The organism is Streptomyces sp. SP18BB07 (assembly GCF_036322545.1).
GTDB classification, from domain to species: domain Bacteria; phylum Actinomycetota; class Actinomycetes; order Streptomycetales; family Streptomycetaceae; genus Streptomyces; species Streptomyces deccanensis.
In genome coordinates, this window is the sequence record NZ_JAQYWT010000256.1 from 61,591 (window position 1) to 85,397 (window position 23,807).

General features: G+C 69.7%; 17 protein-coding genes. 12 read left to right on the forward strand and 5 right to left on the reverse strand.

Annotation, left to right across the window (positions count from 1 at the left end; translation table 11 throughout):
- Nucleotides 1-16: 16 nt before the first annotated feature.
- The 6 genes from PUR53_RS10390 (at nucleotide 17) to PUR53_RS10415 (ending at nucleotide 7,080) form a co-directional block, all read left to right on the forward strand.
- Complete coding sequence (locus PUR53_RS10390; RefSeq protein WP_329908085.1) at nucleotides 17-1,258, forward strand: DUF4190 domain-containing protein; 1,242 nt, start codon at nucleotides 17-19, stop codon at nucleotides 1,256-1,258.
- A gap of 146 nt (nucleotides 1,259-1,404) precedes the next feature.
- The gene (locus tag PUR53_RS10395) at nucleotides 1,405-2,157 is read left to right on the forward strand and encodes a GntR family transcriptional regulator (RefSeq protein ID WP_329898213.1); all 753 of its coding nucleotides are present in this window, start codon (nucleotides 1,405-1,407) and stop codon (nucleotides 2,155-2,157) included.
- Nucleotides 2,158-2,611: 454 nt separating this feature from the next.
- Nucleotides 2,612-2,812 (forward strand): SPOR domain-containing protein, encoded by a 201-nt coding sequence (locus tag PUR53_RS10400; RefSeq protein ID WP_329898214.1) that lies wholly within the window; start codon nucleotides 2,612-2,614, stop codon nucleotides 2,810-2,812.
- A gap of 45 nt (nucleotides 2,813-2,857) precedes the next feature.
- Complete coding sequence (locus PUR53_RS10405) at nucleotides 2,858-3,265, forward strand: (deoxy)nucleoside triphosphate pyrophosphohydrolase (protein ID WP_239757017.1); 408 nt, start codon at nucleotides 2,858-2,860, stop codon at nucleotides 3,263-3,265.
- Nucleotides 3,266-3,535: 270 nt separating this feature from the next.
- Nucleotides 3,536-3,943, forward strand: a complete 408-nt coding sequence (locus PUR53_RS10410) for an ATP-binding protein (RefSeq protein WP_329898215.1) — start codon at nucleotides 3,536-3,538, stop codon at nucleotides 3,941-3,943.
- Nucleotides 3,944-4,218: 275 nt separating this feature from the next.
- Nucleotides 4,219-7,080, forward strand: a complete 2,862-nt coding sequence (locus PUR53_RS10415; protein WP_443080282.1) for a SpoIIE family protein phosphatase — start codon at nucleotides 4,219-4,221, stop codon at nucleotides 7,078-7,080.
- Here the strand turns inward: PUR53_RS10415 and PUR53_RS10420 are convergent.
- The 5 genes from PUR53_RS10420 to PUR53_RS10440 form a co-directional block, all read right to left on the reverse strand.
- Complete coding sequence (locus tag PUR53_RS10420; protein ID WP_329908086.1) at nucleotides 7,077-9,122, reverse strand: hypothetical protein; 2,046 nt, start codon at nucleotides 9,120-9,122, stop codon at nucleotides 7,077-7,079. The genes PUR53_RS10415 and PUR53_RS10420 overlap by 4 nt on opposite strands.
- 165 nt (nucleotides 9,123-9,287) lie before the next feature.
- Complete coding sequence (locus PUR53_RS10425) at nucleotides 9,288-10,064, reverse strand: succinate dehydrogenase/fumarate reductase iron-sulfur subunit (RefSeq protein WP_329898218.1); 777 nt, start codon at nucleotides 10,062-10,064, stop codon at nucleotides 9,288-9,290.
- A gap of 22 nt (nucleotides 10,065-10,086) precedes the next feature.
- On the reverse strand, nucleotides 10,087-12,027 hold the full coding sequence (locus PUR53_RS10430; RefSeq protein ID WP_329898219.1) for a fumarate reductase/succinate dehydrogenase flavoprotein subunit: 1,941 nt from the start codon (nucleotides 12,025-12,027) through the stop codon (nucleotides 10,087-10,089).
- The gene (locus tag PUR53_RS10435) at nucleotides 12,027-12,860 is read right to left on the reverse strand and encodes a hypothetical protein (RefSeq protein ID WP_329898220.1); all 834 of its coding nucleotides are present in this window, start codon (nucleotides 12,858-12,860) and stop codon (nucleotides 12,027-12,029) included. The genes PUR53_RS10430 and PUR53_RS10435 overlap by 1 nt, the downstream gene beginning before the upstream one ends.
- Before the next feature lie 50 nt (nucleotides 12,861-12,910).
- Nucleotides 12,911-13,201: a hypothetical protein gene (locus tag PUR53_RS10440; protein WP_239757024.1), complete on the reverse strand. Its 291-nt coding sequence runs from the start codon at nucleotides 13,199-13,201 to the stop codon at nucleotides 12,911-12,913.
- 477 nt (nucleotides 13,202-13,678) lie between these two features.
- On the opposite strand from PUR53_RS10440, the gene PUR53_RS10445 reads away from it, so the two are divergent.
- The 6 genes from PUR53_RS10445 (at nucleotide 13,679) to PUR53_RS10470 (ending at nucleotide 23,802) form a co-directional block, all read left to right on the forward strand.
- Nucleotides 13,679-15,913, forward strand: a complete 2,235-nt coding sequence (locus PUR53_RS10445) for an ABC transporter family substrate-binding protein (RefSeq protein WP_329908088.1) — start codon at nucleotides 13,679-13,681, stop codon at nucleotides 15,911-15,913.
- 257 nt (nucleotides 15,914-16,170) lie between these two features.
- Nucleotides 16,171-18,078: a translational GTPase TypA gene (gene typA, locus PUR53_RS10450; RefSeq protein WP_329898222.1), complete on the forward strand. Its 1,908-nt coding sequence runs from the start codon at nucleotides 16,171-16,173 to the stop codon at nucleotides 18,076-18,078.
- Between the two features lie 633 nt (nucleotides 18,079-18,711).
- Nucleotides 18,712-19,755: an ABC transporter permease gene (locus PUR53_RS10455; protein WP_329908090.1), complete on the forward strand. Its 1,044-nt coding sequence runs from the start codon at nucleotides 18,712-18,714 to the stop codon at nucleotides 19,753-19,755.
- A 100-nt stretch (nucleotides 19,756-19,855) separates the two neighbouring features.
- Nucleotides 19,856-21,649: an ABC transporter substrate-binding protein gene (locus PUR53_RS10460; RefSeq protein ID WP_329908091.1), complete on the forward strand. Its 1,794-nt coding sequence runs from the start codon at nucleotides 19,856-19,858 to the stop codon at nucleotides 21,647-21,649.
- 98 nt (nucleotides 21,650-21,747) lie between these two features.
- Nucleotides 21,748-22,725 carry an ABC transporter permease gene (locus PUR53_RS10465; RefSeq protein WP_329908093.1) on the forward strand — a complete coding sequence of 326 codons (978 nt, stop codon included), beginning with the start codon at nucleotides 21,748-21,750 and terminating at the stop codon, nucleotides 22,723-22,725.
- A gap of 15 nt (nucleotides 22,726-22,740) precedes the next feature.
- The gene (locus PUR53_RS10470) at nucleotides 22,741-23,802 is read left to right on the forward strand and encodes an ABC transporter ATP-binding protein (RefSeq protein WP_329908095.1); all 1,062 of its coding nucleotides are present in this window, start codon (nucleotides 22,741-22,743) and stop codon (nucleotides 23,800-23,802) included.
- The last annotated feature ends 5 nt before the right edge of the window (nucleotides 23,803-23,807 follow it).

Sequence of the window (23,807 nt, forward strand, 5' to 3'; positions counted from 1 at the left end):
AGGAGTATCCGTACCCGTGGTCACACCCCCGCCCTTCGGGCCCCAGCCGCCTCACGGAGGTGGCCCGTTCCCGCCGTCGGGGCAGCCGCAGGCGGATGGTGGCGGGCAGCCGTATCCGTACGGGACGGCCGCCGAACCCTGGGGGCGGGCCTGGGGGCAGCCGTATCCGGCCTGGACGCCCACCCCGCCCGTCAACGGGCTGGCGATCGCCGCGCTCGTGCTCGGAGTGCTCTGTTTCCTGCCGGGGATCGGGCTCGTGCTGGGCATCGTCGCGCTGGCGCAGATCAGGAAGAAGGGGGAGCGCGGCAAGGGCATGGCGGTGGCCGGAATCGCGCTGTCGACGGTCGGCGCGCTGCTGATGACCCTCGCCCTCACCACGGGCGGCGCGCGCGACGCGTGGGACGGCTTCCGCAGCGCGGCGAGCGACGCGGGTGGCACGTTCTCGGTGGCGAAGGGCGAGTGCTTCGACTCGCGCACCGACTCCCTGGAGGGGTACGCGTACGACGTCGACATCGTCCCGTGCGACGGTGAGCACGACGCCGAGGTCTTCGCCAACTTCCCGATGCCGGACGCCGATCGGGCCGACGGTGACTACCCCGGCGACGACGCGGTCACCGAAGCCGCCGACGACCGGTGCTACGAGCTCTCGGAGGCGTACGCCATGGACACCTGGGCGCTCCCCGCCGACGTCGACGTCTACTACTTCACCCCCACACGGGAGAGCTGGCGCTACGGCGACCGCGAGATCACCTGCATGTTCGGCAACGTGGACCCGCGGGCCCACCTGACGGGCTCGCTGCGGCAGGACGAGACGACCCTCGACGACGACCAGCTCGCCTTCCTTGAGGCCGACGCGATCCTGAACGGCGCCTTCGACGGGATGCCCGAGACGGACTACGTCGAGGACGACCTGGCAGGGCACAAGAAATGGGCGTCACAGGTGGTCGACGCCCTGGAGCGGCAGTCGTCCGCCCTGCGCGCCCACGACTGGGGGCCCGCCGTCGAGCAGGCCGTCGCCGATTACGCCGAGGTCCTGGACCTGGCGCGCGAGGAGTGGGAGGCGGCGCACGAGGCGAGCGACGCCGACGACTTCACCGACCACTGGGACGCGGCGCACCGACTGACGGACGGCTCCAAGGCCATCACCGCGCGCGAGGCTCTGGGGCTGGCCACCGAACCGCCGACGTACGACGACGAGGACACCGGCGGCGGCCAGGGCGAGGGCGACGGCGAGGACGGGCCCGGCGCCGAGGTGTGACGGCGTCCATAGTGGGGAGAAAGTGCCTGCGTAAAGCCCTCACCGGGCACATGTCATCACATCGAGTGATTCTCTGGCCTTTGCTTGCCTGGCCAACCCACGGTTGCCACGCTGTTGCTGTCTGTACATCCAGATGGGAGCGGCCAGTGACTTTCGGTGAGCAGCCGGCGTACTTGCGTGTCGCGGGTGATCTCCGCAGGAAGATCGTGAACGGATCGCTGCCGCCGCACACCCGTCTCCCCTCCCAGGCCCGCATCCGCGAGGAGTACGGCGTCTCGGACACGGTCGCGCTGGAGGCCCGCAAGGTGCTCATGGCCGAGGGGCTGGTGGAAGGTCGCTCGGGGTCCGGCACATATGTGCGAGAGCGGCCGGTGCCGCGTCGTGTCGCCCGCTCCGGGTTCCGGCCCGCCGGGGGTGCCACCCCCTTCCGGCAGGAGCAGGCCGACGCCGGGGCGCGCGGCACCTGGGAGTCGCGCAGCGAGCAGGTCGAGGCGGGCCGGACGATCGCCGAGCGGCTCGCGATCCAGCCCGGGGACCGCGTGATGTGCACCAGGTACACCTTCCGGGACGCGGGGGAGGCGATGATGCTCTCCACCTCCTGGGAGCCCCTCGCCCTCACCGGCCGCACACCCGTGATGCTCCCCGAGGAGGGCCCCCTCGGCGGCATGGGCGTCGTCGAGCGCATGGCGGCCATCGACGTCGTCGTCGACAACGTCACCGAGGAGGTGGGGGCCCGCCCCGGTCTGGCCGAGGAGTTGCTCACCCTCGGCGGTGTGCCCGGGCATGTCGTCCTGGTCGTCCACCGCACGTACTTCGCCTCCGGGCGCCCGGTGGAGACGGCGGACGTGGTGGTGCCGGCGGACCGCTACCAGGTGGCGTACCACTTGCCGGTCAAGTGAGGCCGGGGCGCGGCCCGTTGGCGCATCGGGCGGAATTCGTGTGTTTCACGTGTATCGGGCGGTGACGCGGGCATGGGTCAAGTGGCTCTTGCCGGGGGGAAGTTGAAACCGTCACAGCCTGGGGGAACCGTCCGAACGTAGTTCGAATTCGGTCGTTCTTGGCGGCGGGTCGTCATGGTGCCCGATAGGTGCCCGTTTCGCGCGTACGGCACGGGACCGCTGCTCGTCGGAGCGCAGGGGGGCGCGCGGGTGGTGATCGACGGCGCGTTCGACGGGGTGCGCCCCCCTTGTCTTGGCTGGTTGCGTACCTCTTTGTGAGAAGTCAGATTCGCTGCGTGAAGGTTGGGCGTACGCTCGGGCATATGCGGATTGCGGTTTCCTTAGGTGGCGGGGCGCGGCGGCATCCGGGGGTGGGACCTGGAGGGGCCGGGGCGGGAAGGAGCGGTGGGGGTCGATGAACGACGGCACGATCACTCTTCCCTGGCTCGTCATAAGGCAGGACGACAGCGGCAATCGCTACCGGGTGGGCCGGTACGCGACGCGCGCCGAGGCGCAGGAGATCGCGGACAGTCTCGACGCCCGAGGGCACAAGCAGCTCTACTGGGTCGAACGTATCGGGCAGAACGGCCAGAGCGGGATGAATGGGAGCAAGTGACTCACCCTGCCCGGCGCTCATGGCCGCTCCCGTAGGCTCCCGCGCATGACCGAACCGATCGTGGTGGTGGGAGCCGCTCTGCTGAGCGGTGGCCGACTGCTCGCCGCACGCCGCAGCGCACCGCCTGAGCTGGCCGGACGGTGGGAACTGCCGGGCGGCAAGGTGGAACCCGACGAGTCTCCCGAGCAGGCGCTGGTGCGCGAGCTGCGGGAGGAGTTGGGCGTCGAGGCGAAGTCCGCGGAGCGGGTGCCCGGCGAGTGGGAGGTGCGGCCGGGCTATGTGCTGCGGGTGTGGATCGCGCACCTGCTGTCCGGTGAGCCTCGAGCCTTGGAGGACCACGACGAACTGCGTTGGCTGACCGTGGACGAGGTGTGGGACGTCGACTGGCTCGATCAGGACGTGCCGGCGGTGATGGAGGCGGCGCGCCTGGCTTGGGGGGACGGCGGCATGTGATGCGGCGCCGGGTGCGACGCCCAGCCCCCGCCGCCTCGGCCCGTCCCGTCACGGGGGGTCCCCCTCACTTCCCTCGGGGACTCGACTCCGTCGCGGGCCCCGTTCTCGCGGTTCTCCGCGCCCCCTTTCGGCCGGGTCGGCGGTCAAGGGTTGTCGGTTCTACGCCGTTCGTGCCACAGTGCGCCCTCGTGCGCGGTACTTCGTGCGGGATATCGGGTATGTGCCCATTAACCCCATGAAACCGGACAGGGTCTGCTTCTGGACTGGGAAGTGATCGGCGTGATCGACAGCGGAGACGACTGCGCCGAGTGGACCTTTCCGGCGCAGCCGGGGGCGGTGCGGGACGCTCGCGCGGTGGTGCGAGGGCAGCTGCGCGAGTGGGGGCTCGAGGTGCTCGCGGACATCACCGCCCTGTTGGTGAGCGAGCTGGTGACCAACGCGCTGCGGCATGCGACCGGACCCATCGGAGTGCGGCTCGTGCGTCCCACCGGCCCCTCCGGGACTCTCCTGGTCGAGGTCTCCGACCCGTTGCCCGATCCACCGCGTGAACGCGCGGCCGATGTCGACGACGAGAGCGGCCGGGGGCTCCAGTTGGTGGCCTGTTCCTCGCGAGCCTGGGGTACCCGCCCCGGGGAGGCGGGCAAGACCGTCTGGTTCGAGCTGGCGGTTCCCGGCTGAGCGCCCTTGTCGACGTACGGGGCGAAGGTCCGGGTGCACGGCGGGGGTTCACGGCGTACGGCAGGGGGGAGGGGGCGGCTCCCGGGGGCGCGCGTGCGACCGACTGGTTCAAGCCAGTAGCGCTGGCTGGAGTCTTTGATTCGAGCGGGCAACGCCTGGTTAGAAGTCTTGGGAGTATGTCGCAGCCGGTCCAAAAACGATCGGGACCGTGCTGTGATCGTGAACACCGTGTTGCGCGGCGCCGTAGTGCTGGATACTGCGGGCAGCCGCCCCTGGTGACCGAAGCCGGACGCGGTGAGCTGGAGGGGACGGTTCGCGTGAGCGAGATACCAGCGAAGGCCACGAAGTCCACGGGTTCAGGTAACCCGTCGGACCGCGCGAGGCCCGAGGCCGCAGAAGATTCCGGCCTGGGCGGAGCCACTCGCGACAGTGGCGCCGCACGCGACAGTACGGCGGGCGAAACCGCCCGTGAGGCGGTCGGATCCGCCGGTCGTGGGGCGGTCGGATCCGCCGGTCGTGGGGCGGTCGGCTCCGCCGGGCGCGAGGCGGTCGAACCCGCCGGTCGCGGGGGCGAATCCGCTGAGGGCGCGGGTGTGATGGGTGGTCAGGGGGTCGGTGACCCGATGTGGCAGACCAGCCCGCCCGGGTCCATGTACGACTACATCAAGGTCGCTTCGTTCTCGATCGGTCCTGACGGACTCGTCGACCAGTGGAGCCTGCGGGCCGAGCAGTTGTTCGGTATCTCGGCGGAGCGGGCCGTGGGGATGGACCCCATCGAGGCGTTCGTCGACCCCGATCGGCGTGCGGAGGGCCAGCGAAAGATGGCCGAGGTCCTCGACGGCCGGGAGTGGACCGGCGTGGTCCCCTTCCGGGTGCCGGTCCCCGGCGGGGAGGAGGGGCTCGCCGAGGTCTATGTGATGCCCACCACCGTGGAGGGCGGCGAGCGGGCCGCCCTGTGCATCGTCGTGGACGTGCGGACCCTGCGCCGGATAGAGACCGACCTTGCCGCTTCGCAGGCCATTTTCGGCCAATCCCCGTTCGGTTTCCTTCTGATAGACACCGATCTCCGGGTGCGGCGCGCCAACCAGCGCTTCGCCACCATCTACGGGGGCGAGGTCGACGACCACCGAGGCCGGGGCGTGCACGACTACCTCCAGTCCCCGGAGGCCGAACGGGTCGAGGCGACCCTGCGTCGGGTCCTGGAGACCGGCGACTCGATCACGGACATGCACATCACCGGCTTCGTGCCCGGCTCCGAAGAGCGCCGCCACTGGTCCGTCAACCTCTACCGCGTACACAGCGGCACCGGCCGCCCCATCGGCATCGCCTGGCTCGCCATCGACAACACCGCCCGCCGCGCCGCCGCCCGCGAGGCCGCCGCGGCCCGGCGGAATCTCGCCCTCCTCAACGAGGCGGGCTCGCGCATCGGCAACTCCCTCGATCTGGAGACCACCGCCCGCGAACTCCTCGACGTCGTCGTCCCCAACTTCTGCGACCTGGCCACCGTCGACCTCTACCAAGGCCTGCTGGTGGGCGACGAGACCCCGCCCGGACTCGCCGACGGAAGCGCCGAGCTGCGCCGGGTCGCCTTCGCCAGCGCCGTCTCCGACGCGCCGTTCGTCGGCGGCCCCGCCCCCGTACGCGTCGGGGCCGTCCACCACTACCCGTTCAACTCGGCCTGCTCGGACGCCCTGCGCACCGCCCGCCCCCAGGAGGTGCCCGAGGAGGGCAACCTGATCCAGTCGACGCTCGCCGTGCCGATGGTCGCGCACGACACCGTCGTCGGGCTCGTGCAGTTCTCCCGGACCAAGGGCAGCGAGCCGTTCGGTGAGCGCGACCGGGGGCTCGCCGTCGAGCTGGCCGCGCGCGCCGCCGTCTGCATCGACAACGCGCGCCTCTACCGCCGCGAACACGAACGCGCCCTCATCCTGCAGCGCTCCCTGCTGCCGCCGGGCGACCCCGAGGCCTCCGGGCTGGACATCGCCTGCCGCTATCTGCCGGGCAACGCGGCCACCGAGGTCGGCGGCGACTGGTTCGACGTCATCGAACTCCCCGGGCACCGCACGGCACTCGTCGTCGGCGACGTGATGGGCCGCGGGCTGCGGGCAGCGGTGGCGATGGGTGAACTTCGTACGGCTGTACGTACGTTGGCCCTGCTGGACCTGGAGCCCGCCGAGGTCCTCTCGGCGCTCGACGAGATCGCCCGTGGCCTCGGCACCCCCGGCGGCGTCCAGTCGACCTCCCGCACCGCCGCCAGCCGGCCCAGCGACAAGGACCTCTCCGAGGTCTATCTCGCGACCTGCGTCTACGCCGTCTACGACTCGGTGACCCGCCGCTGCACCTTCGCCAACGCCGGCCATCTGCCGCCGGTGCTGGTCGAGCCGGGCGAGAGCGCGCTGATGCTCGACGTGCCGCCCGGTATGCCGCTCGGCGTCGGCGGCGAGCCGTTCGAGGAGGTGGAGGTCGAACTGCCCGAAGGGGCACTGTTGGCGCTCTACACGGATGGACTGGTCGAATCGCGCGACCACCCCCTCGACGAGGGCCTCCAGGCGTTCGTCGGCGCGCTCACGGACCCCGGTCAGCCGCCGACCACGCTCCGCGCGGACACGCCCCGGTCCCTGGAGGACGTCTGCGACCACGTCCTCAACACCCTCGACACCCACCACGGCGAGGACGACATCGCGCTGCTGATGGCCCGGGTGCAGGGGCTGCCGGAGGATTCCGTCGGCGACTGGACCCTGCCCCGTGAGCCGCGCAGCGTGGGGCGCGCCCGTGAGTACGCCCGTGGCCGGCTGCTGGCGTGGGACCTGGAGCCGCTCGTCGACACGGCGGAACTGCTGGTCAGCGAGCTGGTCACCAACGCGCTGCGGTACGGCGAGGGCGAGATACGGCTCCGGCTGCTGCTGGACAGAACGCTGGTGTGCGAGGTGTGGGACGCCGGGCTCGTGCAGCCGCGCCGGCGTCGTGCCCGGGACACGGACGAGGGCGGACGGGGGTTGCAGCTGGTCGGGCTGCTCTCCGCCGCGTGGGGCTCGCGCCGGACGCCTCGCGGCAAGACGGTGTGGTTCGAACTGCCGTTGCCGGGTGGTGAGCACGGCCTGACGGATCCGGCGGAGGCGTTGCTGAGCCTGTTCTAGAAGCGGGCGCTCACCGCTCTGCGGGCCCGGGTGGCGGTTCCGCCGTAGCAGGCGGGGCCCCGTAGGTCTGCTCGGCCGGTGCCGTCGGGGGGCTCGCCGAGGATGATGCCGCCCAGGAGGGCTCCAGCGAGGCCGTCGCCGACCGGGCCGCCGTACGGGTTGCCGTACGCCCGTACGTCCTGCTCGGCCAGCTCGCGGGCCTCCAGGGCGAGGGTGTCCGCGCGGCGGGCGTGGTCGGCGTTCTCGGCGTCCCCGGCCAGCCCCAGGTGCCGTTCCGCCTCCGACAGTCGGGTCCTGGCCCGTACGCCCACCGCCGCCCGGTGGGTGGTGATGAAGTCGGCCGCGGCCGCGACGGCGCTGCGGGACGGCAGGAGCCAGCGGTCCTGGCGGCGCAGGACGTCGAGGGGGTCGTCGTACGGGCCCGTGTGGGGCTCGCCCTGCTTCGCGAACTCGGTGGCGTCGGCCAGCTCGGCGGCGAGCCGCTCCACTCCGGTCACGAACAGGTCCGCCTGGTCGATCGCGCCCTCGGCGGCCCGCAGGTGCACCGCCGCGGTGTCCAGGTCGCCGGGGTAGGCGGACTGCCGGGCCCGGTTCAGTTCGGTGGTGGCGAAGACCAGGCGGTCCTTGGCCTGCTCGACGTGGCCGGTGACGGGGAGGGAGGCGGCGGGGGCGTAGGTGTCGCGGAGGGCGACGAGCGTGGTGGTCGCGGTCGCCGTACGGCCGGTCAGCTCACGGAAGCGGGCCTCGGCGCACTCCAGGGCGGGGGTGATGTCCCGCTCCAGGGCCCGGAGTTGATCAAAGGCGGGGGTCGCCGTGTCGAGCCGCCGCTGTGCCGTCGTGCACCGGGTGAGGATCTCCTCCAGCAGCGCGCGCTCCTCGTCGGGCGACAGCGATCCGCTCTCCTCGTCCAGCCGCTGGCCCGCGCCGAACGCGGCGACAAGTTCACCCCGGGCGTCCGCCAACGCCTCCACGAACGGCCGCACCGCGTCCCGCATCGCGGGCGTCTCGGCGAAGGGCTGCGCCGGGTCGAGCACGAACGGCCGCGCCGCACGCGAGCCGAGAGGGCCGGACCCCGGGGGGCCCGCCGCGTCAGGCTCGTCGGCGTCAGGCTTCTCGACGTCGGGCCGGTCGAGGTGGCGCCCGTCGAGGTGGGGCTCGCCGACGTCGGGTCGGTCGAGGCCGGACTGTTCCATGTCCGACTTGCTCGCAGTTGGTCGGTCCGTGGGCGGCTGGTCCGAGGTTGGTCGGTCTGACGTCGGCTGGCCCGCGGTCGGCTGGTCCGAGGTTGGTCGGTCTGAGGTCGGCTGGCCCGCGGTCGGCTGGTCCGAGGTTGGCCGGTCTGAGGTCGGCTGGCCCGCGGTCGGCTGGTCCGAGGTTGGCTGGTCTGAGGTCGGCTGGTCCGAGGTCGGCTGGTCCGTGTCGGGGTTCTCACGGGCCGGCCGGTGCACGCCTGACTCGTTCGTACCCGGCTGGTCCGCGTCCGGTCGGGCCTCGGGGCGGTCCGTGGCGGTCTCCGGGGACTGCTCGGCCTCGGCGGGGCCCGGGGCTTCACCCGCTGGCGGCGTGGTGGCGGGGTGGCCCGGGCGCGTCGCCGCGAAGCCGAGTTCCTCGGTGCTGGTGCGGACACTGTCGTCGGTCTCGACGAGCAGGCGCCGGGCGCGGTGGTGCAGGTCGGTCAGCGGGGTGGTGGGGGCTTCGAAGACGCCGGTCGGTGTCGTGCGCAGCCGGGCGCGGCGCCTGCGTCGTACGAGGGAGTACGCGGCGACGGCGACGGCCGTGCCCGCGGCGGCCACCGGCAGGATCAGATCCGAGCCGGCGCTGTCGTCGGCCGGAGCCGCGATCCCGTCGACGACCGGCGCCACGACAAGCCGCCCGGGGGCGGCAGCCGCGGGCCGATCGCCGACGGGCGGCCCCATGACCCTGGTCACGGACCGCTCGGCGGCGTGCGGACCCGTGGGTCGTTCCTCGGCGGCTGTCTGCGTCGTCGTGGGCAGCAGGAGCCACGCCAGGGCCACGAGCCCCCCGAACGCGGCGTGGGACACGCGCACGGCTATGTGGGACGTGGCCCCGCGCGCTCGGCTCCTTCTCAGACGCGACGACACATTCGGGAGCGTATGACCGGTATCGGGCGCCCGCGAGCGGGGTGGGCCGGAGTGGGGGAGCCGCCCGGGTGCGACGGGCGGGGTGTCGACCGCCCGCCCGGGACCTCACCCCGTCGAGGAGCGCCTCCTGATCTTCGAGCCGAGCCACACCAGCGGGTCGTACTTGCGGTCGACGGCCCGCTCCTTGAGGGGGATCAGGGCGTTGTCCGTGATCTTGATGCCCTCGGGGCACACCTCGGTGCAGCACTTGGTGATGTTGCAGTAGCCGAGACCGTGTTCGTCCTGGGCCGTTTTCTTGCGGTCCAGGCCGGTGTCCTCGGCCGCGTCCAGCGGGTGCATGTCCAGCTCCGCGACACGCATCAGGAAGCGGGGGCCCGCGAAGGCCGGCTTGTTCTCCTCGTGGTCGCGGACGACGTGGCAGGTGTCCTGGCACAGGAAGCACTCGATGCACTTCCGGAACTCCTGCGGCCGGTCCACGTCCTCCTGCATCATCCGGTACTCGCCCGGGGCGAGCTTCTCCGGCGGTACGAAGGCCGGGACCTCACGCGCCTTGGTGTAGTTGAACCCCACGTCCGTGACCAGGTCACGGACCACCGGGAAGGCACGCAGGGGCGTCACGGTGATCGTCTCGTCCCGCTCGAACACCGACATGCGGGTCATGCACATCAGCCGGGGACGGCCGTTGATCTCCGCCGAACACGAACCGCATTTGCCCGCCTTGCAGTTCCAGCGGACGGCGAGGTCGGGGGCCTGGGTCGCCTGGAGGCGGTGGATGATGTCGAGGACCACCTCGCCCTCGTTCACCTCGACCCTGAAGTCCTTCAGGTCACCGCCCTCGACATCGCCGCGCCACACCTTGAAGCGGGCCTCGTAACCGCTCATGACCGCGGCTCCTCGTAGCTGCTCACTCGTACAGCTCCTCTTCGGCGAGGTACTTGACCAGCTCCTCCTTGTCGAAGAGGGCGAGCAGGTCGGGACGGATGGCTTCGGTGGTCTCTCGGGTGAGGGCGATCGGGCCGCCCACGCTGTCGCCGGCCGCCGGATCGGTGAGCCGGCAGAGCAGGTTGATCCGGCGCCAGTCGCGGTCCATCGCCGGATGGTCCTCGCGGGTGTGGCCGCCACGGGACTCCGTGCGCTCCAGCGCCGCCCTCGCCACGCACTCGCTGACCAGCAGCATGTTCCGCAGGTCCAGGGCGAGGTGCCAGCCGGGGTTGAACTGCCGGTGCCCCTCGACACCCGCCCGGCGCGCCCGCACCCGCAGATCGGCGAGCCTGTCCAGCGCCTGTTCCATCTCGCCCTCGCGGCGGATGATGCCGACCAGGTCGTTCATGGCCTGCTGGAGTTCCTGGTGGAGGGTGTACGGGTTCTCCGGCGGCCGGCCCCCCGCAGCCTCGGCCTCCCCGGGCGCGGGGCCCTCGGCGGAGAAGGGGCGCAGCGCCTCGGCGGCGGCCGTGTCGACCTCGATGTCGTCCACCGGAGGGCGCGCACCGGCCAGGCCCGCCGCGTACTCGGCCGCGTGCAGGCCCGCCCGGCGCCCGAAGACCAGCAGGTCGGAGAGGGAGTTGCCGCCCAGCCGGTTGGAGCCGTGCATCCCGCCGGCCACCTCACCGGCCGCGAACAGGCCCGGCACCCCGCGTGCCGCCGCCGTGTCCGACTCGACCGCGATCCCGCCCATCACGTAGTGGCAGGTCGGCCCGACCTCCATCGCCTCCGCCGTGATGTCGACGTCCGCCAGCTCCTTGAACTGGTGGTACATGGACGGCAGTCGGCGCCGGATGGTCTCCGCGGGCATGCGCGTGGACACGTCCAGGAAGACCCCGCCGTGCGGCGAGCCCCGGCCCGCCTTCACCTCGGCGTTGATGGCCCGCGCCACCTCGTCGCGCGGCAGCAGCTCGGGCGGGCGACGGTTGTGGTCCGGGTCCTCGTACCAGCGGTCGCCCTCCTCCTCGGACTCCGCGTACTTCTCCTTGAAGACGTCCGGGATGTAGTCGAACATGAACCGCTTGTTCTCGGAGTTCCTGAGCACCCCGCCGTCGCCGCGCACCGACTCCGTGACCAGGATGCCCTTCACCGACGGCGGCCAGACCATGCCCGTCGGATGGAACTGCACGAACTCCATGTTGAGCAGCGGCGCGCCCGCGAGCAGCGCCAGCGCGTGGCCGTCACCCGTGTACTCCCACGAGTTCGACGTCACCTTGAACGACTTGCCGATGCCGCCGGTCGCGATGACGACGGCGGGCGCTTCGAGGACGAAGAAGCGCCCGGACTCGCGTTCGTACGCGAACGCCCCGGACACCCGGTCGCCGTCCTTCAGCACCCGGGTGACCGTGCACTCCTGGAAGACCTTCAGCCGGGACTCGTAGTCACCGGTCTCCTTGTGGTCCTCCTGCTGGAGCGCGACGATCTTCTGCTGGAGGGTGCGGATCAGCTCCAGGCCCGTACGGTCGCCGACGTGGGCGAGGCGCGGGTACTCGTGGCCGCCGAAGTTGCGCTGCGAGATCCGGCCGTCCTTCGTACGGTCGAAGAGGGCACCCCAGGTCTCCAGCTCCCAGACCCGGTCGGGAGCCTCCTTGGCGTGCAGCTCGGCCATCCGCCACTGGTTGAGGAACTTGCCACCGCGCATGGTGTCGCGGAAGTGGACCTGCCAGTTGTCACCGGAGTTGACGTTGCCCATGGCGGCCGCGATGCCGCCCTCGGCCATCACCGTGTGGGCCTTGCCGAACAGGGACTTGCAGATCACGGCCGTACGGGCGCCCCGCTCGCGGGCCTCGATCGCGGCGCGCAGTCCGGCGCCGCCCGCGCCGATCACGACGACGTCCCACTCCTGTCGTTCGACCACGGACATCAGAACAACCTCGGATCGTCGAAGGCGCCGGACGCGACCAGGTACACGTAGAAGTCGGCGAGCGCCACGCTCACCAACGAGGCCCAGGCGAGCTGCATGTGACGGGCGTTCAGCTTGCCGACCCACTGCCACATCCGGTAGCGCACGGGATGCTTGGAGAAGTGCTTGAGCTTGCCGCCGACGATGTGCCGGCAGGAGTGGCAGGAGAGGGTGTACGCCCAGATCAGCACGATGTTGACGAGGAACACGAGGGTGCCGAGGCCCATGTGGCCCCACGCGTAGGTCTCGTCGCGGAAGGCGAGGACCGTGTCGTAGGTGAGGATGCCGGCGACCAGCAGGGCGGCGTAGAAGAAGTACCGGTGCAGGTTCTGCAGGATCAGCGGGAAGCGGGTCTCGCCCGAGTACGTCTTGTGCGGCTCGGCCACCGCGCAGGCGGGCGGGGACGCCCAGAAGCCGCGGTAGTAGGCCTTGCGGTAGTAGTAGCAGGTCAGGCGGAAGCCCAGCGGGAAGATCAGGATGATGATCGCCGGTGAGATGCCCCACCAGCCGCCGAAGATCTCCCAGTTGGGGCCGCCGTGCATGGGTTCGCAGCGTTCCGCCAGACAGGGCGAGTAGAACGGCGAGACGTACGGGGCGGCGTAGTAGTGCTCGTCCGCGAAGGCCCGCCAGGTCGAGTACACGATGAAGGCGAGCAGTCCGGCGGCCGTGGCGGCGGGGGCCAGCCACCAGCGGTCGGTGCGCAGGTGCGGGGCGGAGATCGCGGCGCGCGTACGGGTCCGCACGCCGCGCTGGGGAAGGGGTTCTGTTGCCGGTGGTTCCGTACCAGTGGCCAACGGGGGACTCCCGGTCGGGTTGGTTGTCGGGGGTGGGCGGACGACGGCGGTCAGGGGGCGCGGCGGTCGCGGGAGCCGAGGCCCTCGTCGTCCGAGTCCGTCCACAGGGAGCTGTCGTACGGGGTGTCGGGGATGGGGACGAGGTCGGGGCGACGCGGCTTCGTCTGGGCGGAGGCGGCCTCGCCCAGCAGCGCGATGCTCTCGCGCAGGTGGTCCGCGTCGGTGCGGACGCGGCGTATCTCCAGGCCGCTGCCGCCGAGTTGCTGTTCCAGGCGGCGTACGGACCGGGTCAGTTCGTCCAGGCAGCGCCGGACCGACGTCAAGTCGTCGTGCACGGACATGACTTGCCCTCGCTTTCAGGGGGTGTGGGCCCCAAGGCGGCAACGTTCATGCGCCTGCGAGTGTCGCGCGTCACACCTGCCGGTGGGAAGCGGTTTGCGGTTTTCTTTTGCGCGGGTGGGCTTCGTCGGGCGGGGTGCGTTGGCGGGTGTGGGTCCGTGGGGCTTCTCGCGCCCCTAAAAGACCAGGCCCTGCGGGCCTGAAAAGCACGGGGCGCAGCCCCTGCTTATCAGGGGCGCGGGGAACTGCGCGAGAAGCCCCACCGGGCCCGCACCCGACAACGCACCCACCCGGCCGCACCCCCGGAGGGCGACGCGGCCAAACGGGTGGGTTCCGGAACCCCCTCGTCGTGTCGGCGGCCCCGCTCCCGCACCGTCCTCTTCAGTGGGCCGCATCCGTCTGATCAGCTCCATATACCGCCGAACGTGATCAGAGCCACCCCCGTCCCCGTTCTCCCACCGCGGAGCGAGGAGGTCGCCATGACGCCGATTCCCCACGACCGCGTTCGACCGCGCGCCCCGCGCCGCTCGCTGGTGTTCCTGGCCGCAGGCATGCTCACGATGCCCGTGCTGAGCGGATGCGGTGAGGAGGACCCGGCGGGCAGACCCGTCGCCGAGCAGGACATCGCGCCCGCCGCGCGGAACCTCGTCGCCGACGGCGGCACCCTGCGCTGGGCCGTGGACGCCGTACCGGAGACGTTGAACACGTTCCAGGCGGACGCCGACCCGGCCACCACGCGGATCGCCGGTGCCGTACTGCCGTCGATGTACCGTCTCGACGCCAGCGGACGCCCCGAGCTCAACTCCGACTACGTGGAGTCCGCCGAGGTCGTCGAGCGCGAGCCCCGGCAGGTCGTCCTCTACAAGCTCAACCAGCAGGCGGTGTGGAGTGACGGCCGGGAGATCGGCGCCGCCGACTTCGCCGCGCAGTGGCGGGCCCTGTCCGGCAAGGACTCCGCGTACTGGACGGCCCGCAACGCCGGCTACGAACGCATCGAGAAGATCGAACGCGGCGACAACGACCTGGAGGTCCGGGTCACCTTCGCCCGCCCGTACGCCGACTGGAAGTCGCTGTTCTCGCCGCTGTACCCGAAGCAGGTGATGGGCACCCCGGACTCCTTCAACGACGGCGCCCGCAAGAAGCTCAAGGTCACCGCCGGTCCGTTCGCGCTGAAGGGCATCGACCGCAAGGGCGGCGCGGTCACGCTCACCCGCAATCCCCGCTGGTGGGGCCGCACCGCCAAGGTCTCGACCCTGGTACTGCGTGCCGTGCCGCGTACCGAGCGGGTCGAGGCGCTGGCCGAGGACAAGGTCGACATCGCCGAGATCGACTCGGTCCAGGCCGAGCGGATCATGCTCGCCTCCCGGGACAAGAAGGAGTCGGGGGCCGCCGGGCCGCTCGCGCAGGGCGATTCCGCGAAGGCGCTGCGTTCCTGGGCCGTCGCGCACGGCTCGGACGAGGAGGCCGCCGACGACGAGATCAGCGCACGGAAGAAGCGGCGCCAGGCGATCGCCGCGTACACCGCCCAGCAGTCCGCCCTGCGCGGCTTCACCGTCCGCCGCTCCCTGGAACCCGCTTTCACCCAGCTCGCCCTGAACGGTTCCGACGGCCCCCTCGCCGACGAGCGGGTCCGCCGCGCCGTAGCCCGCGCGATCGACCGTGAGAAGCTCGCCGCCCTCGTCCTGAAGCCCCTCGGCCTGCCCGCCGTCCCCGTCGGCAGCCACCTCGCCCTCGCCGGCCAGGCCGCCTACGCCGACAACAGCGGCGCTCTCGGCGGCCAGGACACCGACGAGGCACGCGCCCTCCTCGCCGACGCCGGCTGGGAACAGGGCGGCCCCCTCGCACCCGGCAGGAAGGCGGCCGGCGCGGAGGGCGAGGAGGAGCAGCGGACCGAGCGGGAGACCAAGGACCCCAAGGACCCCAAGGACCCCAAGGACCCCAAGGGCTCCGGGGGCTCCGGGACCAAGGACACCGAGGACTCCAGGAACTCCGAGGACGAGAGCACGTACATCGTCGGTCAGGACGACAAGCCGAACGACGCCGACGGGAACCTCGCCCAGGACGGCAAGCAGTTCAAGCCGGGCGGCGCGCCCGGCGCGTACGCCCCGCGCGGGACGCGGGCGCCCGCCGATGCCGCCAGGGGCCCGCTCGCCAAGAACGGCAAGCTGCTGACGCTGCGGTTCGTACTGCCGTCGGGGCCGGGCACGGAGTCGCTGCGGGCCGTCGGTGAGCGGATCGCCGCGATGCTGGAGCGCGTCGGGATCCGTACGGAGATCTCCAAGGTCGCGGACGAGAGCTACTTCAAGGACCACATCGCGAACGGGCAGTACGACCTCGCGCTGTACTCCTGGCCCGCCTCCGCGTACCCCGCCACCGACGCCCGGCCGATCTACGCCAAGCCGGTGCCCGCGGCCGACGGCTCGCTGAGCGTCGAGCAGAACTACACGCGGGTCGGCACCGACCGGGTGGACCAGCTCTTCGACCAGGCCGTCTCCACCCTCGACGAGGCGAAGACACGCTCCCTGATCCGCAAGGCGGACGCCCGCATCTGGGCCGCCGCCGGGTCCATCCCCCTCTACCAGCGGCCCCAGCTCGTCGCCGCCCGTACCGACCTCGCGAACGCGGGTGCCTTCGGCTTCCAGACCCCGTTCTACGAGGACATGGGCTTCCTGAAGAAGGGCGCGAAGGGTCCGGCGCGGCCCACGGCGTCGTAGGGGATCACCCCTCGAGAAACCGGCCGCCGCCCCGTGTCGTAGGGGGCGGCGGCCGGCGTATGGGGCGCCCAAGTCGCGTCGGAGCCTGTCTGAGCTGGGCCTGGGCCGGGCTGAGCTGGGCCGGAGCAGCCCGGGGAGCCCTTGCCGCGTCGGCCCCGTACCATGGGGTGAGGCCGTGGCGTGTCCAGCCCGGCAGGGTCCGCGTGACGAGAGACATACGCGAGGGCCGTCCACACACCCCGGGAGATCGCCGCACTATGGCCACGCGCCACGACATTCGCAATGTCGCCATCGTCGCTCACGTAGACCACGGCAAGACCACTCTGGTCGACGCCATGCTCAAGCAGGCCGGTGCCTTCGCCGCGCACGCCGCCGAGTCGCTCGACGACCGCATGATGGACTCGAACGACCTGGAGCGTGAGAAGGGCATCACGATCCTCGCCAAGAACACGGCGGTGAAGTACCACCCGAAGGATGGCGGCGACGTCATCACCATCAACATCATCGACACCCCCGGCCACGCCGACTTCGGCGGTGAGGTCGAGCGCGGTCTGTCGATGGTGGACGCGGTCGTCCTGCTCGTCGACGCCTCCGAGGGGCCGCTGCCGCAGACCCGCTTCGTGCTGCGCAAGGCGCTCCAGCAGCGCCTGCCCGTCATTCTGTGCATCAACAAGACGGACCGCGCGGACTCGCGCATCGACGAGGTCGTCAACGAGACCTACGACCTCTTCCTCGACCTCGACGCCGACGAGGACCAGATCGAGTTCCCCATCGTCTACGCGTGTGCGCGTGACGGTGTCGCCTCGCTGACCAAGCCGGAGGACGGCACCGTCCCGGCCGACAGCAACAGCCTGGAGCCGTTCTTCTCCACGATCCTGTCGCACGTCCCGGCCCCGTCGTACGACGAGGAGGCCCCGCTCCAGGCGCACGTCACCAACCTGGACGCCGACAACTTCCTCGGCCGTATCGCGTTGCTCCGTGTCGAGCAGGGTGAGCTGCGCAAGGGCCAGACCGTCACCTGGATCAAGCGTGACGGCACGATGGCCAACGTCCGCATCACCGAGCTGATGATGACCGAGGCGCTCACCCGCAAGCCGGCCGAGGTGGCCGGCCCCGGTGACATCTGTGCCGTCGCCGGTATCCCGGACATCATGATCGGCGAGACCCTCGCCGACACCGAGAACCCGATCGCGCTGCCGCTGATCACGGTCGACGAGCCGGCGATCTCGATGACCATCGGCACGAACACCTCGCCGCTGGTCGGCCGCGGTGGCACGGGCAAGGGCGCGGACAACAAGGCCGCGGTCAAGGACCGCAAGGTCACCGCCCGCCAGGTCAAGGACCGCCTCGACCGTGAGCTGGTCGGTAACGTCAGCCTCCGGGTCCTCGACACCGAGCGTCCCGACGCCTGGGAGGTGCAGGGCCGTGGTGAGCTGGCGCTGGCCATCCTGGTCGAGCAGATGCGCCGCGAGGGCTTCGAGCTGACCATCGGCAAGCCGCAGGTGGTCACCAAGATCGTCGACGGCAAGGTCTACGAGCCGGTCGAGCGCATGACGATCGACGTCCCCGAGGAGCACATGGGCGCGGTCACGCAGCTCATGGGTGTCCGCAAGGGCCGGATGGACAACATGTCGAACCACGGCTCCGGCTGGGTCCGCATGGAGTTCGTCGTCCCGTCCCGTGGCCTCATCGGCTTCCGTACGGAGTTCCTGACCGGCACGCGCGGCACGGGTATCGCCCACTCCATCCACGAGGGCCACGAGCCGTGGTTCGGCACGCTGACGACCCGTAACAACGGCTCGCTCGTCGCCGACCGCGCCGGTGCCGTCACCGCGTTCGCGATGACGAACCTCCAGGAGCGCGGTGTGCTGTTCACGGAGCCCGGCACCGAGGTGTACGAGGGCATGATCGTCGGTGAGAACTCACGCTCCGACGACATGGACGTGAACATCACCAAGGAGAAGAAGCTCACGAACATGCGGTCCTCCTCGGCCGACTCGTTCGAGGCGATCGTCCCGCCGCGCAAGCTGTCGCTGGAGCAGTCGCTGGAGTTCTGCCGCGACGACGAGTGTGTCGAGGTGACCCCGGAGGCCGTGCGCATCCGCAAGGTCAACCTGGACGCCCGCGAGCGCGCGCGTGCCGCGAGCCGCGCCAAGCACGGCTGACGTTCCCGCGGACCTGGTCCGGCCCTCGCTTCCGCGGGGGCCGGCCGGGGCCACGTCGCGTCCGGTGGCGGCGTGGTCGCGTGCCGGGCGGGAGTATCGATTCCCCGGTTCCTCCCCCGATTGACGCTACGCGTGTAGACTGACTCGACCGCACCGCACGCCGACGCGCCATCGGGCATCTGTCGAAGTGTCAAGTCCCGTTTCCCCGACCTCTGAAGGGTCGGGCTTCAGGCGTATCCGCATACAGGGGAGGTCCCGTGGGGATGCTGGGGATTCCGGGGAGGTTGCGAAGAGCGCGCAAGGGGGGCTGGACTTCCGGCCGGGACCCTTCGGTTGACTGTCTGTCGGCTGTGAGGCGCTGTTCGGATATCGGTGTTGCAGCGATCAAGTTTCGGACATGTAAACAAAAATCGTTCCGCGTATGTCCGATTCGCCGGTCTCTCATCTCACCTGTCAAGCGCGACCAGGTGTCAATCTTTGCAATTTTTGCTCAAAATATGGACGGTAGGGAGATCCCTATGCCTCCCGCCCTTGACGCGCGTTGACCCGTTTGGCGAAAGTTCCCCCAAACCACAGAACCTGCCGGTATCTGTGCTGCGCTCAACTCTCCAACCCCCCGGGGGAAGAACAGACATGACCAGTCCAACCAAGGCCGAGGGCTCCGGGTCCGCGGTCGCCTTGGACCCCGAGCTGGCATCCACCAGCGAGAAGGTCGAGCCCAAGAAGCTCGAAGGCCGCTCCCCCGGCCAGCTGATGTGGCAGCGCTTCCGGCGCGACCGTACCGGCATGTTCTGCGCCGGGGTAGTGATTTTCTACTTCGTCATCGCCATGTGCGCGCCGCTGCTCACCGCGCTCAGCGGGACCAACCCGTACACGCTGTACGGCCAGGACCCCACGTACGCGGAGACTCCCGTGCTGGACGACTTCGGTCTGCCGCTCGGCTACTTCGGCGGTGTCTCGGGGGAGCACTGGTTCGGTGTCGAGCCGCAGTACGGCCGTGACCTGTTCGCCATGCTGGTGTACGGCATGCGCACGTCGCTCTTCATGGCGCTGGGCGTGACCGTGCTGCTGATGGTCACCGGCGTCATCATCGGTCTGATCGGCGGTTACTTCGGTGGTCGTACGGACTACTGGATCGGCCGTCTCACCGACTTCTTCCTGTCCTTCCCGCAGCAGTTGTTCTTCATCGCCTTCATGCCCGTGGTGACCGCGTTCTTCGTGGACCCGCGTGAGGAGACCCCCACGTACTTCCGGGCGCTCGCGATTCTGATCGTGCTGTGGCTGCTGGGCTGGATGGGCATGGCTCGACTTGTCCGTTCCACCGTGCTGTCCTTGCGTGAGCGGGAGTTCGTGGAGGCCGCCAAGGTCTCCGGTGCCTCACCCTGGCGGATCGTCCGCAAGGAGATCCTGCCGAACGTCGTCTCGCCGATCCTGGTGCAGTTCACGTACCAGCTGCCGAGCACGATCCTCACCATCGCCTTCCTCTCCTTCGCCGGCGTCGGGTTCGTCGAACCGACACCGGACTGGGGACGACTGTTCGCCGCCGGCGCCAAGTACGCCGAGCAGGACCCGGCGTTCATGTTCTTCCCCGGCGTGGCGCTGGTGATCTTCATCCTGTGCTTCAACCTCCTCGGAGACTCCGTACGGGATGCCTTCGACCCCAAGTCCGGGCGCTGATCGTCCATTGGTGGGGGGTGACTGCCGCCCCCGCGTCGGCCTACCAGCCGCGTCAGGCAGTACTCATGGATAACAACCGACAGGTAGGTGGATTCACCACATGAAGTCGCTCAACTCGCGCAGAGCGCGCGCCATAGTCGTCGCGATCGCGGCCGGCTCCCTCGCGCTGACCGGCTGCTCGGAGAACAAGGGCACGAGCTCGAAGAAGAACGCCGCGGAAGACCAGAAGGGTGCGGCGGCGCAGTCCAAGCCCGTCACCTACGCCGACGCAGCTGCCTCCACCGGCCCGGCCGAGGAAGTGCCCGGTGCCAAGAGCGGCGGCACCATCGAGGTCTACCAGGAGGCGGGTCTCTCGCACCTGGACCCGGGACAGATCTACGTCTCCGACGCCGGTCAGGTCGCGAACCTGCTCTTCCGCGGACTGACGAACTTCAAGGAGGACGGCAAGGGCGGTGTCGCGGTCGTCGGTGACCTTGCGACCGACTCGGGCAAGTCCTCCGACGGCGGCAAGACCTGGACGTTCACGCTGAAGGACGGCATCAAGGACCAGAACGGCAACGAGATCACCTCGGCCGATGTCCGCCACACCATCGAGCGCCAGTACGCCAAGTTCATCTTCGACGGTCCCACTTATGTGCAGACCTGGCTGAGCGGTGCGGACTACCGCAAGGCTCTGCCCGACGGCGGCTACGGCAAGAAGCACCTGCCGGACAGCGTCCTGGAGACGCCGGACGACAAGACAATCGTCTTCCACTTCGACCAGTCGCGGCCGGACCTGCCGCAGACGCTGGCCATGCCGGGCTACACCATCGTTCCGGAGAAGACCGACACGAAGGAGAAGTACGACAAGGCCCCGGTCTCCACCGGCCCGTACAAGATCTCCGAGTACAAGGTCGGCAAGTCCCTCAAACTGGTGAAGAACGACCAGTGGGACGCGAAGACCGACTCCGTGCGCCACCAGTACGTGGATGCCTGGAACATGGACTTCGGTATCACCGAGTCGACCCAGACCAAGCGTCTGATCGCGGACCAGGGTGTGTCCAAGAACGCCATCCAGCTCACCGGCTCCGTGGAGTCCACGCAGATCCAGGATGTCGTCACGGACCCGGCCACCAGCAAGCGCACGATCAAGGGCTACGCTCCCTACGTCCAGGTGCTGAACTTCAACTTGGACCGGGTCAAGAACAAGAAGGTCCGCGACGCCATCACCTACGCGGCGAACTCCAAGTCGCTGATCGCCGGTGAGGGTGGTGTTTACGGTGGTGACGTCGCTCAGAACCTCTTCGCGCCGACCCTGCCGGGCTACGAGGACTCGTACGACCCGTACGGCCGTCTGAAGAATCCTCAGGGCAACATCAAGAAGGCCAAGGAACTCCTGAAGGACGTCCCGGCCGCCGAGAAGAAGCTCGTCTTCGCGTACAACAACAATGAGCAGGGCCAGAAGCGCAAGGTCGCCATCGAGGACGCGCTGACCAAGGTCGGCATCGACGTCGTCTCCAAGGAGGTCGACTCGGCGAGCTACTACGAGCAGATCGGCAAGGTCGACAACCCGTACGACATCTACATCAGCGGCTGGGGCCAGGACTGGCCGTCCGCGGGTACGGTCGTCACGCCGGTTTACGACGGTGACCAGATCGCCGAGGGTTCGCCGAACTACTCGCACATCAACGACCCGAAGGTCCAGGAGCTGATCAAGAAGGCCCTGACCCAGGAGCCGACCGAGGCGGCGAAGACCTGGCAGGAGGCGCACCACTACATCCTGGAGAAGGTCAACCCGGCCGCTCCGCTGTGGTACGTCAAGCAGTTCCAGCTCTACGGTTCGAACATCGGCGGTGCCCGCTACAGCACCGAGTCGAGCTACATCGACGTCAACGGACTGTTCCTGAAGTCGTAACGTCCGACGGCTGATCGCGGGGGTGCGCACCAGGCGGAGCGCACTCCCGCGGTTCCGTGAAACCTCCCACCGTCTCCGTAGAGAGCAGCCTCCCCGCCATGTTTCAGTTCATCATCCGGCGCTTGGTCGGTGCCGTCGTCACCCTGTTCCTCATCGGTGCCGCCACCTTCTTCCTCTTCGTCGCCGCGCCGTCCGACTACGCCTCTCTGGCCTGTGGCAGGGACTGCTCCGCAGCGAGACTGGAGGACATCCGCGAGGCACTAGGCCTCAACCTGCCGATCGCACAGCAGTTTTGGCAGTTCATGTCCGGCATCGTGACGGGCCGTGACTTCCCGGACGGCCACTGCGCCGCCCCGTGCCTCGGCCAGTCGTTCCACTCGGGTGACATGGTCTGGGACACGATCGTGGACCGGTTCCCCACCACCCTCACGCTGACCGCGGGCGGCGCGGTGTGCTTCCTCATCATCGGCGTCGGCGCGGGCATGCTCGCCGCCTACCGGCGTGGTTCCATGCTCGACAAGGTGGCCACGGGCGCGTCCATGGTGCTGAGCTCCTTCCAGATCTACTTCCTCGGCCCGATCGTGCTGGTCATCTTCGTCTACAGCACGGGTCTGATGGAGGACCCGAAGTACGTCCCCATCACCGAGGACCCGGTCGGCTGGTTCATCGGCATGTCCATTCCCGTGGTCGTGATGGCCACCATCTTCACCGCGCAGTACACGCGTATGGCGCGTGCCGCCATGATCGAACAGCTCGCCGAGGAGCACGTCCGCACCGCTCGCGCCAAGGGCATGTCGAAGAAGTACGTCTTCTTCCGCTACGCCTGGCGCGGCTCGATGATTCCGATCGTCACCGTCCTCGGCATCGACATCAGCTCGATGCTCGGCGGCGCCGTCGTCACGGAGATCACCTTCTCCCTCCAGGGCATCGGACGCCTGGCCGTGGAGGGCGCCGGCTCCAAGGACCTCCCGCTGACGATGGGCGTCATGATGTTCGGAGCCTTCTTCATCCTCATGGTGAACATCCTCACCGACATCGCGTACGCCTACATCGACCCGCGCGTCCGGCTCTCCTAGGAAGAACGAACCACCGTGACCACACTGACCAAGACCGAGGACGCCCCGGCCCCGTCCGGGTCCGAGAGCTTCCTCTCGGTCCGTGACCTGCGGGTGCAGTTCTCCACCGAGGACGGCATCGTCAAGGCCGTCGACGGTCTCTCCTTCAACGTCGAGCGTGGCAAGACCCTGGGCATCGTCGGTGAGTCCGGCTCCGGCAAGTCCGTCACCAACCTGACGATCCTGGGCCTGCACAACCCTCGGACCAGCACCGTCGACGGCGAGATCCTGCTCGACGGCAAGGAACTCGTCACCGCCACGGAGAAGGAGCTCGAACAGCTCCGCGGCAACAAGATGGCGATGATCTTTCAGGACCCGCTGACCGCCCTGTCGCCGTACTACACGGTGGGCCGGCAGCTGTCCGAGCCGTACATGAAGCACACGGGCGCCTCCAAGAAGGAGGCGAAGGACCGGGCGATCCAGATGCTGGAGAAGGTTGGCATCCCGCAACCCAAGGTACGCTTCGACGACTACCCGCACCAGTTCTCCGGCGGTATGCGCCAGCGCGCGATGATCGCCATGTCCCTGATGTGCGACCCCGACCTGCTGATCGCCGACGAGCCGACGACCGCGCTCGACGTGACCGTGCAGGCGCAGATCCTGGACCTACTCAAGGACCTCCAGCAGGAGTTCGGCTCCGCGATCATCTTCATCACGCACGACCTCGGCGTCATCTCGCACATGGCCGACGATCTGCTGGTGATGTACGCGGGCCGGGCCGTGGAGCGTGGCAGCGTCAAGGAGGTGCTGCGCACACCCCAGCACCCCTACACCTGGGGCCTGCTGAGCTCGATGCCGCGTCTGGACGGCGACATCCACGAGATGCTGACGCCGATCCCGGGCACGCCGCCCTCGCTGCTCAACCCGCCCACCGGCTGCCGCTTCAACCCGCGGTGCGCGTTCACCGGCGAGGTCACCGGCACCCTGTGCACCGACACCCGGCCGCCGCTGGCCGAAGGCCGCGCCTCCGCGTGCCATCTGACGGCGGAGCAGAAGCAGACCATCTTCATCGACAAGATCCAGCCCCGGCTGCGCTAGGGAGA

Bases quoted from the DNA above. Each gene is read 5' to 3' on its own strand.
- PUR53_RS10400 (WP_329898214.1), top strand. From the start codon at position 2,612: ATGAACGACGGCACGATCACTCTTCCCTGGCTCGTCATAAGGCAGGAC.
- PUR53_RS10405 (WP_239757017.1), top strand. From the start codon at position 2,858: ATGACCGAACCGATCGTGGTGGTGGGAGCCGCTCTGCTGAGCGGTGGC.
- PUR53_RS10425 (WP_329898218.1), bottom strand. From the start codon at position 10,064: ATGAGCGGTTACGAGGCCCGCTTCAAGGTGTGGCGCGGCGATGTCGAG.
- PUR53_RS10430 (WP_329898219.1), bottom strand. From the start codon at position 12,027: ATGTCCGTGGTCGAACGACAGGAGTGGGACGTCGTCGTGATCGGCGCG.
- PUR53_RS10440 (WP_239757024.1), bottom strand. From the start codon at position 13,201: ATGTCCGTGCACGACGACTTGACGTCGGTCCGGCGCTGCCTGGACGAA.
- PUR53_RS10445 (WP_329908088.1), top strand. From the start codon at position 13,679: ATGACGCCGATTCCCCACGACCGCGTTCGACCGCGCGCCCCGCGCCGC.
- typA (WP_329898222.1), top strand. From the start codon at position 16,171: ATGGCCACGCGCCACGACATTCGCAATGTCGCCATCGTCGCTCACGTA.
- PUR53_RS10455 (WP_329908090.1), top strand. From the start codon at position 18,712: ATGACCAGTCCAACCAAGGCCGAGGGCTCCGGGTCCGCGGTCGCCTTG.
- PUR53_RS10460 (WP_329908091.1), top strand. From the start codon at position 19,856: ATGAAGTCGCTCAACTCGCGCAGAGCGCGCGCCATAGTCGTCGCGATC.
- PUR53_RS10465 (WP_329908093.1), top strand. From the start codon at position 21,748: ATGTTTCAGTTCATCATCCGGCGCTTGGTCGGTGCCGTCGTCACCCTG.